Source organism: Wielerella bovis (assembly GCF_022354465.1).
GTDB classification, from domain to species: domain Bacteria; phylum Pseudomonadota; class Gammaproteobacteria; order Burkholderiales; family Neisseriaceae; genus Wielerella; species Wielerella bovis.
In genome coordinates, this window is record NZ_CP092361.1 from 1,213,261 (window position 1) to 1,225,981 (window position 12,721).

Annotated in this window: 15 protein-coding genes and 1 tRNA gene; 13 read left to right on the forward strand and 3 right to left on the reverse strand. The window is 43.7% G+C overall.

Annotated features, from left to right (window positions below):
• The first annotated feature begins 97 nt into the window (after positions 1-97).
• The 12 genes from purE (at position 98) to MIS45_RS11350 (ending at position 8,293) form a co-directional block, all read left to right on the forward strand.
• On the forward strand, positions 98-589 hold the full coding sequence (gene purE, locus MIS45_RS05980) for a 5-(carboxyamino)imidazole ribonucleotide mutase (RefSeq protein WP_249449861.1): 492 nt from the start codon (positions 98-100) through the stop codon (positions 587-589).
• Positions 590-652: 63 nt separating this feature from the next.
• Complete coding sequence (gene hemH / locus MIS45_RS05985; RefSeq protein WP_249449862.1) at positions 653-1,684, forward strand: ferrochelatase; 1,032 nt, start codon at positions 653-655, stop codon at positions 1,682-1,684.
• A gap of 321 nt (positions 1,685-2,005) precedes the next feature.
• Positions 2,006-3,028, forward strand: a complete 1,023-nt coding sequence (gene queA, locus MIS45_RS05990) for a tRNA preQ1(34) S-adenosylmethionine ribosyltransferase-isomerase QueA (protein ID WP_249449863.1) — start codon at positions 2,006-2,008, stop codon at positions 3,026-3,028.
• A gap of 106 nt (positions 3,029-3,134) precedes the next feature.
• A tRNA-Leu gene (locus MIS45_RS05995) sits at positions 3,135-3,219 on the forward strand.
• Positions 3,220-3,440: 221 nt separating this feature from the next.
• Positions 3,441-3,977, forward strand: coding sequence for a tyrosine-type recombinase/integrase (locus tag MIS45_RS06000; protein ID WP_249449865.1), 537 nt, complete (start codon positions 3,441-3,443; stop codon positions 3,975-3,977).
• Positions 3,978-4,019: 42 nt separating this feature from the next.
• Complete coding sequence (locus MIS45_RS06005) at positions 4,020-4,826, forward strand: integrase core domain-containing protein (protein WP_249449866.1); 807 nt, start codon at positions 4,020-4,022, stop codon at positions 4,824-4,826.
• A 319-nt stretch (positions 4,827-5,145) separates the two neighbouring features.
• Entirely contained in the window at positions 5,146-5,679 is a 534-nt protein-coding gene (locus MIS45_RS06010; protein WP_283397441.1) for a DUF927 domain-containing protein, read from the forward strand.
• Positions 5,612-5,914, forward strand: coding sequence for an IS630 transposase-related protein (locus MIS45_RS06015; RefSeq protein ID WP_249441922.1), 303 nt, complete (start codon positions 5,612-5,614; stop codon positions 5,912-5,914). Before MIS45_RS06010 ends, MIS45_RS06015 begins: the two co-directional genes overlap by 68 nt.
• A 25-nt stretch (positions 5,915-5,939) precedes the next feature.
• Entirely contained in the window at positions 5,940-6,449 is a 510-nt protein-coding gene (locus MIS45_RS06020; RefSeq protein ID WP_249447679.1) for an IS630 family transposase, read from the forward strand.
• Positions 6,346-7,485, forward strand: coding sequence for a DUF927 domain-containing protein (locus tag MIS45_RS06025; protein ID WP_283397406.1), 1,140 nt, complete (start codon positions 6,346-6,348; stop codon positions 7,483-7,485). Before MIS45_RS06020 ends, MIS45_RS06025 begins: the two co-directional genes overlap by 104 nt.
• 300 nt (positions 7,486-7,785) lie before the next feature.
• Positions 7,786-8,010 carry a type II toxin-antitoxin system MqsA family antitoxin gene (locus MIS45_RS11345; RefSeq protein WP_283397407.1) on the forward strand — a complete coding sequence of 75 codons (225 nt, stop codon included), beginning with the start codon at positions 7,786-7,788 and terminating at the stop codon, positions 8,008-8,010.
• A complete protein-coding gene (locus MIS45_RS11350) occupies positions 8,003-8,293 on the forward strand; it encodes a helix-turn-helix domain-containing protein (protein WP_283397408.1) in 291 nt (96 codons plus the stop codon). The genes MIS45_RS11345 and MIS45_RS11350 overlap by 8 nt, the downstream gene beginning before the upstream one ends.
• A 35-nt stretch (positions 8,294-8,328) precedes the next feature.
• On the opposite strand, the gene MIS45_RS06035 is transcribed toward MIS45_RS11350, so the two are convergent.
• Positions 8,329-9,135: an integrase core domain-containing protein gene (locus MIS45_RS06035; RefSeq protein ID WP_249445581.1), complete on the reverse strand. Its 807-nt coding sequence runs from the start codon at positions 9,133-9,135 to the stop codon at positions 8,329-8,331.
• Between the two features lie 127 nt (positions 9,136-9,262).
• On the opposite strand from MIS45_RS06035, the gene MIS45_RS06040 reads away from it, so the two are divergent.
• Positions 9,263-10,000 carry a class I SAM-dependent methyltransferase gene (locus MIS45_RS06040; protein WP_249449869.1) on the forward strand — a complete coding sequence of 246 codons (738 nt, stop codon included), beginning with the start codon at positions 9,263-9,265 and terminating at the stop codon, positions 9,998-10,000.
• Between the two features lie 13 nt (positions 10,001-10,013).
• On the opposite strand, the gene MIS45_RS06045 is transcribed toward MIS45_RS06040, so the two are convergent.
• Both MIS45_RS06045 and typA read right to left on the reverse strand, forming a co-directional pair.
• Complete coding sequence (locus tag MIS45_RS06045) at positions 10,014-10,526, reverse strand: hypothetical protein (protein WP_249449870.1); 513 nt, start codon at positions 10,524-10,526, stop codon at positions 10,014-10,016.
• A 153-nt stretch (positions 10,527-10,679) separates the two neighbouring features.
• Entirely contained in the window at positions 10,680-12,497 is a 1,818-nt protein-coding gene (typA, locus tag MIS45_RS06050; protein WP_249449871.1) for a translational GTPase TypA, read from the reverse strand.
• Positions 12,498-12,721 lie beyond the last annotated feature (224 nt).

The following is a 12,721-nucleotide window of genomic DNA, read 5'->3' on the forward strand; positions in this document are numbered from 1 at the left end:
ATTAAAGGCAGCCTGAAAAATTAAATGATGGCTATCTATAAAAGTAATCCAACTTCATTTGCTTACTTTTTTCACATACAATTATCGGAATAAAATCATGGTACAAATTGGCATTATTATGGGCAGCAACAGCGATTGGAATGTTATGGAACACGCTGCCAAAATGTTGGAACAATTCGGCGTGGCTTATGAAGCCAAAGTCGTTTCGGCACACCGCACCCCCGATTTGATGTTTGAATACGCCAAATCCGCCAAACAACGCGGTTTGCAAGCGATTATTGCAGGTGCAGGCGGTGCGGCGCATTTGCCAGGTATGGTTGCCAGCCAAACCACTTTGCCCGTATTGGGCGTGCCTGTACCGAGCAAATATTTGCGCGGCGAAGATTCCTTGTTGTCCATCGTCCAAATGCCCAAAGGCGTGCCTGTCGCAACCTTTGCCATTGGCGAAGCTGGCGCAGCCAATGCCGCTTTGTTTGCCGTATCGCTGCTGGCAAACACCAATGCCGAATTAGCGCAAAAACTGGTAGATTTCCGCAACGCGCAAACAGAAACCGTGTTGGCAATGGAATTACCAGCAGTCAGCGCATAATTTTTTTCAGGCTGCCTATTATAATAAATAAAGCAGCCTGAAATCCTATATCAAGGTCATAACATGAACACTTTTCAATCCGAATTTTCCCTACCCCTTGCCGAACAAAATCAAGTGGGTATTTTGCTGATGAATTTAGGTACGCCAGATGCGCCAACACCCGAGGCAGTGCGCCCTTTTTTGCGTGATTTTCTATCCGATTATCGCGTCGTAGAATTGCCTAAAATAATATGGCAACCGATTTTACATGGCATTGTATTACCCTTTCGTAGCAAAAAATCTGCGCATGCTTATAAAAAAGTTTGGCTCAAAGAAGGTTCGCCATTGAGTGTTTTTACCCAGCGACAACTTGATGGTTTGCGTGAAAGGCTGCCTGAAAACGTACATCTTGCCTATGCTATGTCATATGGCAATCCCAGTGTTCACGAAGCATTGACCATGTTAAAAAGTAAAGGTGTCGGACGATTATTAGTTGTGCCGCTCTACCCACAATATGCAGGCAGCAGTACGGGTGCAGCTTTGGATAAGGTTTGGAAAGAATTGCAACTACAACGCAATCAAATGTCTATTCGTACCGTATCACGCTTTTTCAATCACACAGCTTACATCAAATCGCTTGCCGCACAAATCCGCAACTATCGCGCACAACATGGTGCAGGCGAAAAACTCATGTTCAGTTATCACGGCATTCCGCAACGTCATCACGATTTAGGCGACCCTTACCCATTGGAATGCCACGAAACCGCACGCTTAGTCGCTATGGAACTAGGTTTGAAAGAAAATGAATACATCGTGTCATTCCAAAGCAGATTTGGTCGGGACAAATGGCTAGAACCCTCCACGCAAGACTTGTTTACCGATTTGCCGCGTAAACAAAAAATTACCAAATTAGACGTTATCTGCCCTGGATTTGTTAGCGATTGCGTAGAAACTATGGAAGAAATTGCCATTGCTGGGCGCGAGCAATTTCATCAGGCTGGTGGCACACAATTTCAGTATATTCCTTGTCTGAACGACAATGCAGATTGGTTGGATGCATTGGCGGATTTGGTTGCAGAAAATAGTGGTGGCTGGATTCATTTCCCAACGGTTTGATTTTTCTGTTTATCCTATAATAACTCGTGTTCATATTTATTCATCTTCCAATTTGTTTTTTATAAAAAACGCTTTGTATTTTAGATGTGTAACAATCAAAATGAGTTGGCTATAGATTTCAGGCAGCCTGAAAACTGGTATATCGGGTACTCGCATCCGATAAGTTTAAATTAAAACAAATAGTTGTTAATTATGGGAAATTTCGGATTCAACAAAAGGTTTCAATCTATATTTATGGCTAGATTAGTCAGCATCCTTGTGTTGTACAATGGTCGCCTGTCATCTTTTCAGGCTGCCCCATCCTTATGAAAGAATAATAAAATGCACATTTCCGAATTTGATTTTGATTTACCCGAACACCTTATCGCGCAAAATCCGCCCAAAGTACGCGGCAGCAGCCGATTGCTGGTTGCCTTGTCGCCACAAAATATTGAAGACAAACAATTTCCCGATTTATTGGATTATGTGAACGCAGGCGATGTCCTTGTTTTCAATAATACCAAAGTGATGAAAGCCCGCTTATTTGGACAAAAAGCAAGCGGCGGCAAAATTGAAGCCCTGATTGAGCGCGTGTTGGACGACAAAACCGCTTTGGCGCACATTCGCTCGTCCAAATCGCCCAAAGCGGGCGCGGAACTGATTTTTGACGGCGAAGTCCACGCCACTATGATTGAGCGCGTGGGCGAATTGTTCAAAATCCAATTTTCAGGCAGCCTGAACGTTTATGAATTGCTGGAACAACACGGCGCATTGCCCTTGCCGCCCTATATTGAACGCGCTGCCGAAGCCGATGACGACCACCGCTATCAAACCGTGTACGCCAAACATCAAGGCGCGGTAGCGGCACCCACGGCAGGTTTGCATTTTACCGATGAAATTTTGAATGCTTTGAAAAACAAGGGCGTGGCGTTTGTGGAAGTAACACTACACGTTGGCGCAGGCACGTTCCAGCCCGTACGCGTGGACAACATCGCTGAACACAAAATGCACAGCGAATGGTTTGACGTGCCAGCCGAAACGGTCGCGCAAATTCAGGCAGCCAAAGCGCGTGGCAACAAAGTTTGGTCGGTTGGCACGACTTCACTTCGCGCGATTGAATCGGCGGCGCGTTCAGGCAGCCTGAAAGCAGGTCAAGGCGACACCGACATTTTCATCACGCCCAGTTTTGAATTTCAAGTGATTGATTGCTTGATTACCAATTTTCATTTGCCCAAATCCACCTTGTTGATGTTGGTGTCGGCGTTTTCAGGCACGGACAATATTCGCGCGATTTACCGTCATGCGATTGAGCAGCAATACCGCTTTTTCAGCTATGGCGATGCGATGATTTTGGCGCGTGAATGATTTTGTCGACGTAAGAAAATGACTTTATCTTGCGCCGATATTTTGTTTCAGGCTGCCTGAAAACTTGCGAACACGCAGATTTGCTGTATAATACATCTTTTATTACGCGGATGTGGCGAAATTGGTAGACGCACTGGATTTAGGTTCCAGCGCCGCAAGGCGTGAGAGTTCGAGTCTCTCCATCCGCACCACACTCAAAAAAGCTGCTTAAATTTTAAGCAGCTTTTTTTCATACGATGCAGTCAAATATCATCAACCAATCCCACACCAGCAAAGGCTTTGCACGGTATTCAGGAAAAGAACGACAAGATACCGTTATCAAATATCGTTAAATACCGTACTATTGAATTAGCCGCATATTTACGGTATTTTTAACGGTATCACAACAACACACTCAAAAAATACCGTAACAATGGCACTCAACGACAAACAAATCAGGCTTGCAAAGGCAACAGGGAAAAAGCAAAAGCTAACAGACGGCAACGGCTTGTATTTAGAAATCACGCCAAAGGGTACAAAAGTCTTTCGCTTTGATTTTGCTATACAGCGCAAACGCCAAACACTCACGATTAGCAAATATCCAGCCGTTTCATTATCAGAAGCACGCATAGCCGCCGAAAATGCACGCATACAAGTATCACTTGGCAATAATCCTGCCACAGCCAAACAGCACGCCAAACAAGAAACCATAGCAGCGCGTGAAACCACGTTTTTCAATATCACAACACAATGGCATTCAGCCAATTTGCACCGTTGGAAAGAACAGAATGCACGGCGAATATTCAGCTACTTTGAAAATGACGTATTCCCACACATCGGTAAGCTGCCAATAGATGAAATACGCGTAACCGATGTCAAACGCGTATTAGATGCCATTTGTGAAAGAAATGCGTTAGCTACCGCCGAAAAGATTAGGCAATGGATAGGCGCGGTATTTGATTATGTGTAGAAATTACTAGCGTTGTTTACAGTATTGAAAGACAATACTGCCATGAATATCCATAAGAACACTCGCCTTACCTCACACCATCGTCAAGCCATTTGGCTAGCTTATACGCAAAACAAAGAAAGCGTTACTTCACTGGCTCGCCGTTTTATGGTTAGTCGCCAAACCATTTATCGTGTACTGAAAGCCGCTCGTCTTCGCCTACTTAAACCGCAAAACAGCACCAACAATCGTTTCAAACAAGCAAAATACGGTATGAAACGATTAGCCAAAGTAGAACGAGAAATTCAAGAGAAACTCAAAAAGCAAGCACAACGATACAATAAATCTTATCCTGGCGAAATGGTACATGTAGATACCAAACGCTTACCTTTACTTAAAGGACAAAAAGCAACGGATAAACGTGAGTATCTGTTTGTTGCTATTGATGATTTTTCTCGTGAGTTGTATGCTGCCATTTTGCCTGATAAAACTGCTACAAGTGCGGCTAAATTTCTAACTGAACAAGTCATAGAGCCTTGCCCATACCAAATTGACTGCATTTATTCAGATAATGGTAGTGAATACAAAGGTGCGGCAAATCATGCGTTTGGTGTGGCGTGTTTTGAAAACAATATCAATCAAAAATTCACTCGCCCAGCACGTCCACAAACCAATGGCAAAGCGGAACGCGTAATACGAACGATTATGCAGATGTGGTATGAGAAAACAGAGTTTACTGATCCATTGCATCGGCAAAAGGAATTATGTCGTTTTGTGAATTTTTATAATACTGTAAAGCCGCACAGTTCCTTAAATGGCGATACGCCATTTGAAGTGTTACAAGCTTATTTTTCTCAACCTGTTGTGTAAACAACTCGGTTTATTTCTACATGTCAGTTGGGTAAGGTTTTCTAGTCATAGAAATATTTTATCATTTTTATGAACACAGGTTCTTAAACTATCTGAAACTGAAGCCATAACCGCACCCAAAGCAAGAACCCTTGTTAAAGGAAAATATATACAGCGCGTTAAAATTGACAATGACGGCGAAGAAGTGTTTATTCCCTTGTGTGATAGCTTGGATATTATCGGTACAGGCACAGACCTAAACGGCGCATACTACCGCCTTATTTAATACACCGACAAATGCACACATCACATCAAAACCGCCGCATTATCCTGTGCAGAAATTGGCAGTAATCAAGGCTTTCAACGCTTGCAGAATTTAGGCTTAACCGTGTATTCAGGCAGACAAAAAAGAGAATGGCTAGCCGATTATCTGCAAGAACAAGGCAGCCGTGAAAATTGGCTGATTACAGACAAAGCAGGCTGGATAAATGGCGCGTATGTGTTACCAAGCGGCGAAATACTGCACACCAGCAAAAATAAACGTATTTTCTACAATGGCGATAAATCACAAGCCGATGCTTATGTGATTTCAGGCAGCCTGAAACAATGGCAAGACAACATAGCCAAATACGCCACAGGAAACAGCCGTTTATGTTTAGCATTAGGCATTTCATTTGCCGCCCCCTTGTTATCCCTCTTGCGTGTAGAAAGTGGCGGTTTTCATCTATGTGGCGATAGCTCAATCGGTAAGACCACCGCCGTTATAGGTGTAGAATTAAATAAACGGTACACACAGGAGAACAGTTATGGCTTATTCACAAGATTATCGCCAAATGATTTTAGAAAAATTAAATTCGGGTTACAGCTACCGTGAATTGGCAGCGGAATATGGCATCAGTCGCAGTACCATTCAACTATGGAAAAAATGCATTGAACGTAAACCCTACCCCAAAAGAACCAATAAAATCAATGATGAATTATTGCGAAAAGACGTAGAACAATTTCCTGATGATTTTCAAAGAGAACGCGCTGTTCGCTTTAACTGTTCACAAAGAGCCATTGGTGTGGCACTTAAACGGCTAAAAATCACTCAAAAAAAAGATTCTTAAACACCCCAAAGCTCAACCCGAAACAATTGAACAATTTCTCTCATTAAAACAACAGTATGAGCAAGAGAAACGTCCTATTGTTTATATTGATGAAAGTGGTTTTAAAAACCAAACTTATCGTCCTTATGCCTATGCGCCAAGAGGACAAGTTTGTCATGGCAATCACAACTGGCAAATCAAAAACACAACCAATGCCATTGGCGCACTATACCAAAATCAATTGATTGCAGTGGGTTTGTATGAATTCAGCATCAATTCAGATGTGTTTTATTCATGGGTTCAAAACGTTTTACTGCCACAATTACCGCCCAACAGTGTTTTGGTAATGGATAATGCGACTTTTCACAAACGTCAGGACATTCAAGAGCTTATTGTTTTATCAGGGCATGTGATTTTATGGTTACCGCCATACTGTCCTGATTTGAATTTAATTGAGCACACTTGGGCTTGGATTAAACATTTACGTCAAGATTGGTTATTGGATTGCATTCACTCTTTGTTTTTTTATTTTACTTGGTTGTGTACCGAATTTTAATTTCTTTATCTATAATGTTTCCCTTTCCGTGTGGGGTATTCCTGAAACACAGTTACTCACATGGAAAGGAACAGGACTAGCGTTTCAGAATGTCGCCGCATCGCGTAATGACGGTTTTGTCGTATTGGACGAAATCGGGCAAGCCAGCCGCAAAGTTGTTGCAGATACCGCATACAGCCTATTTAACGGTATCAACAAAGCGCAAGCACACAAAGACGGCGGCAACCGCAAACTCACACGCTGGAAAGTTTTAGCCCTATCCACAGGCGAAAAGACCCCTGAAAGCTATTTACGCAACACAGAAGAATGGAATGCAGGGCAAAATGTCAGGCTGCCTACCCTAAACGCCGATGCAGGACAAGGACACGGCATATTTAACACGCTACACGGCTTTAATAGCGGTGCAGAACTATCCGAATACCTAAACGATGCCGCCGCGCAATACAACGGCATAGCAGGGCGTGAATTTATCAAACTCATCAATTCCAATAGCATCAAACAAGCCAAAGTACACATGGAAAACTTTATACAAGTGCTGCCTGAAAATGCAAGCGGACAAGCGCGGCGTGTTGCAAAACGCTTTGCATTGGCTGCCGCCGCATTGGAGCTTGCCACACCCATTACAGGGCTTGCCGCTGGTGTAGGCATAGCAGGGATTAAACAATGCTTTGATGACTGGATAGCAAGCAATGGCACAGGGCAATATGAAGAAGAGCGGATTATTGAAGCAACCATAGCATTCATGCAACGATACGGCGGCGGTGTTAGATTTGCCACCAAGAACGCGCAGCCATTTGACCTTGACCCGAAACACGCAGGTTATTTTGAAATGAACGGCGATAAGCGTGTTTTATTTGTCATTCCCGATGTGATGATAAAAGAAGTATGGAACGGTTTTGACCCAAACAAGGCGGCGAATGTGTTAGTAGGGCTTAACTGGTTAATGCGAAATAAAAACCGCCTGAAATGGCAGCTTGCAGGGAAAGGCTGGTTTTACAAGTTCAACCATATCATACCGCCTGAAAAAGCAGAGTAGCCCCCGCAAAGGCAGCCTGAAAACGTGGATAACTAACGCGGTTTCAGGCTGCATTTTTATTAGCTGGTGTATTGAATGCGCTAACCTAATAGGTTACATTATGTTTATAAGCCAAGTGCAGTATATGGCGATTTATATAGTGAATTCAATTTAAACCAGTACAGCGTTGCCAGCTCCCTTATGTACTCGGTGTACACGGCGGTCTCTGTCGCCTTGTCCTGATTTAAATTGAATCCACTATACATTAAATTGACCGTAATAGACGATGTTTTAATCGTCTCATTCAAGGAGTTGTAAAAAATGGAATGCCCTATTTGTGGACACCCCGAAATGCTGCATGATACGCGCAATATCCTCTATACCTATAAAGGCAAAACAACCACTATCGCCAATGTAGAAGCGGATTACTGCGATGCTTGCGGCGAGCATATCACAGATGCCAATGAAAGCCGCCGCGTTATGGCGCAAATACTGGATTTTAATAAGCAAGAATTATCACGCCTGAAAGAGCAAAAAGATGAATAACCTGAAAAATTTAAATATTGACGATGCGGCGCAAATTGCAGGCAGCCTGAAAAAATCTCTATTGCAAGCACAGGCAGGAGAATATAGCACTGCATACACACCTAGCCCCATAGCCCAAACATGCCACAAAACAGGCTTATCACAAAGTAAATTTGCAGATAGCCTGAATATATCCGTACATACGCTTAAATCATGGGAAAGCGGTAAGCGTAAACCAAGCGGCGCAGCGGCAGCATTGCTGAAACTCTTGGAAAAACGCCCTGATTTAATTACAGAGCTATAACAAGTAGCCTAAAATGTAGAAATAAACCGAGTTGTTTACACAACAGGTTGAGAAAAATAAGCTTGTAACACTTCAAATGGCGTATCGCCATTTAAGGAACTGTGCGGCTTTACAGTATTATAAAAATTCACAAAACGACATAATTCCTTTTGCCGATGCAATGGATCAGTAAACTCTGTTTTCTCATACCACATCTGCATAATCGTTCGTATTACGCGTTCCGCTTTGCCATTGGTTTGTGGACGTGCTGGGCGAGTGAATTTTTGATTGATATTGTTTTCAAAACACGCCACACCAAACGCATGATTTGCCGCACCTTTGTATTCACTACCATTATCTGAATAAATGCAGTCAATTTGGTATGGGCAAGGCTCTATGACTTGTTCAGTTAGAAATTTAGCCGCACTTGTAGCAGTTTTATCAGGCAAAATGGCAGCATACAACTCACGAGAAAAATCATCAATAGCAACAAACAGATACTCACGTTTATCCGTTGCTTTTTGTCCTTTAAGTAAAGGTAAGCGTTTGGTATCTACATGTACCATTTCGCCAGGATAAGATTTATTGTATCGTTGTGCTTGCTTTTTGAGTTTCTCTTGAATTTCTCGTTCTACTTTGGCTAATCGTTTCATACCGTATTTTGCTTGTTTGAAACGATTGTTGGTGCTGTTTTGCGGTTTAAGTAGGCGAAGACGAGCGGCTTTCAGTACACGATAAATGGTTTGGCGACTAACCATAAAACGGCGAGCCAGTGAAGTAACGCTTTCTTTGTTTTGCGTATAAGCTAGCCAAATGGCTTGACGATGGTGTGGGGTAAGGCGAGTGTTCTTATGGATATTCATGGCAGTATTGTCTTTCAATACTGTAAACAACGCTAGTAATTTCTACACATTATTGTAGATGGAAATCTTTGTTATTTTTGCAAAAGTTTTAAATGATAATGAGGGGCTAATGATAGGCAACCTGAAAATGTCTTTTTCTATTTACACTCATATTACTCTTCCAGAGCATCTTTCTGCTTATTCCACCACATCAACACAGCCTGAAAACGGTGTCTTTTTGTGTTACGATGAACACGGCTTATCGCTGCACAAAGTGGGAGAAAAAGGCAGCGTACAAGTGGATTTTGCCAGCGGCGCAGCACAATATCGGCGCACCAAAGGCGGCGGCGAACTGATTGGCAAAGCGGTCAATCATACCAGCAAACCAATCGTTTGGGATACCACAGGCGGTTTGGGGCGCGATAGTTTTGTGTTAGCCAGTTTGGGTTTATGTGTGCGGACATTTGAACAAAATCCAGCCGTGTTTGCTTTATTATCCGATGGTATTTACCGCGCACAAATGCAGCCTGAAACCGCAGAAATTGTTTCACGCATCACCTTAATACAGGGAAATGCGGCGGATTTACTGCATACGCACGCTCATGAATACGGCAAACCCGATGTGGTTTATCTTGACCCGATGTATCCCGAACGGCAAAAATCTGCCGCTGTGAAAAAAGAAATGGCGTATTTTCATGATTTAGTTGGTTTATCAGCGCAAGCAGATGATGCGGCTTTGTTTCAGGCTGCCCGTCGTGTTGCGAAAAAACGCATTGTCGTCAAACGCCCACGTTTGGGGGAATATTTGTGTGGCGAGCAACCTGCTTATCAATATGCAGGCAAATCTACGCGATTTGATGTGTATTTGCCGTTTCAGGCTGCCTGAAAATATATTTTTTCTATAAAAACAATAAATAAACTGCCATCAATGCCACTATATAAGTCGCATAATGCCATCTTTGTGCAAATGGATTAGGTGGACGTGCCGCACCGTGTATATTGTTTTTGCGATTGGATGGCAACGCGCAACCATAAACCAATTGACACAACAACACAAACAGTAAAGGTTTGCCTAAAAAGGGAAAAATGCCGTTCGCAATCGCCATCACTTTGCCCAAATCAGGCCACCATTCACCTGCATAGGGATAGATTTCCGCATCTTGGTATCGGCTGCGTAATTGCTTGCTTTGATGCTGAAAAATCCCATAGCTCAACGCGCCCAGTAAAGCCATTGCCGCACCTGCTCTTGCCAATGCAAAATTGTCTTGAATCACGCGCATCACTCCGATATTCATGCCGCTCACTACACACGCGCCCAATAGCGCAGGCAAACTGGCAAGCACATATTCGGCACGGATTAAACGGCGTCTGTCAAATGGGTCGGCTTGGGTGTCGTATTCAAAATAAGTCATGGGTTTCAGGCTGCCTGAAAATGTATTTCAGCCAATCAATCATGCAAAATAATGGTTTCTCAATGCATGATTCATTTCAATCTTTCTTAATTATTTTTCAGGCTGCCTGAAAAGAAATTTTTACTTTCTTTCAGGCAGCCTGAATATCAACAATCAATCTTTTTTGGATTGAGAAAAATGACGGCGACGCTCTTGTTCACTCAAATAACGCTTACGCAAACGAATGGATTTTGGCGTGATTTCCACCAATTCATCATCGTCAATAAATTCAACCGCGCTTTCCAAAGTCAATTTAATGGGCGTGGTCAAACGCACAGCTTCATCTGTGCCGCTCGCACGGATATTGGTCAATTTTTTGCCTTTTAATGGGTTCACGACCAAATCATTGTCGCGGCTGTGAATACCGATAATCATGCCTTCGTAAATTTTGTCGTTGGGCGACACAAACATGCGACCACGGTCTTCCAAATTCCACAAGGCATACGCCACAGCTTCGCCCTGCTCTTGCGATACCAACACGCCATTATGACGCCCTGGCATATCGGGTTTCACAGGCGCGTAATCGTCAAAAACGTGGCTCATCAAACCTGTGCCGCGCGTCATCGTCATGAATTCGCCTTGGAAACCAATCAAACCACGCGCAGGAATGTGGTATTCCAAACGGGTGCGACCGTTGCCATCGCTTTCCATATTCGTCAATTCGCCACGACGACGACCCAATTCTTCCATCACCGCGCCTTGATTGTCATCGGGTACGTCCACCGTCAAATTCTCGTAAGGCTCGCATTTTTGACCGTTGATTTCGCGGTACACCACGCGCGGTTTGCCGACTGCCAACTCGTAACCTTCACGGCGCATATTTTCCAACAAAATTGTCAAATGCAATTCGCCACGACCCGACACGCGGAACACGTCCGCATCTTCCGTGTCTTCCACGCGCAACGCCACATTGGTCAACAATTCCTTGTTCAAACGGTCGCGGATTTGGCGGCTGGTAACGAATTTGCCTTCCGTGCCAGCCAATGGGCTGGTGTTGACCATAAAGTCCATGGTCAAAGTCGGCTCGTCCACGCTCAACATGGGTACGCCAACAGAATTGTCTTTGTCGCAAATGGTTACGCCAATGCCAATCTCATCAATGCCAGAAATAATCACGATGTCGCCCGCTTCCGCTTCGTCCAAAGGCACGCGTTCCAAGCCTTTGAAACCCAATAATTGGTTAATGCGACCTTGTGCAACTTGGTTTTCGTGGTTCATCACGGCAACCACTTGCCCTGGGCGAATTTTGCCGTTCAACACGCGACCAATGCCCAAGCGACCTGTGTAATTGTCATAATCCAACTGCGAAATTTGCAACTGCAAAGGCGCGTCCGCATCGCCAGACGGTGCTGGTGTGTGTTTCAAAATCGTGTCAAACAGAATACGCATATCGGTTTCTGTGCCGTCTTCTTCCAAACGCGCAAAACCGCTCAAACCAGACGCATACACAATCGGAAAATCCAACTGCTCATCGGTCGCGCCCAAAGCGTCAAACAATTCAAATGTTTGGTCAATTACCCAGCTTGCGCGGGCAGACGGTTTGTCAATTTTGTTAATCACAACAATCGGTTTCAAGCCTAAGCCTAAAGCCTTTTTGGTTACAAAACGGGTTTGTGGCATTGGGCCTTCTTGTGCATCTACCAGTAATAATACGCAATCTACCATGCCCAATACGCGTTCTACTTCGCCGCCAAAGTCGGCGTGTCCGGGGGTGTCTACGATGTTGATGTGGTAGCCATTGTATTCAATGGCGGTGTTTTTGGCGAGAATGGTGATACCGCGTTCTTTTTCAATGTCGTTGCTGTCCATCACGCGCTCTTCCACTTGTTGGTTGTCGCGGAAGGTGCCTGATTGGCGCAAAAGTTGGTCTACAAGTGTGGTTTTGCCATGGTCAACGTGAGCGATGATGGCAATGTTGCGAATTTGTTTCATGATATACTAAAATTTTCTTTACAAAATAATGCGATGAAGACGAGACGGAATTGTCTCAAAAAACGGAACATTATAGCACGGAATTGTTATTAGCCTCTAATGCTGCCTGAAAAGTATTTATGCCGAGTTTTTCAAGCTGAAACTTTTGCAAAATCTATTCAGGCAGCCTTTTTCTGTATTAATCTATAAAAACTAGTAAAATAATGAATTTTTCAATTATCAAG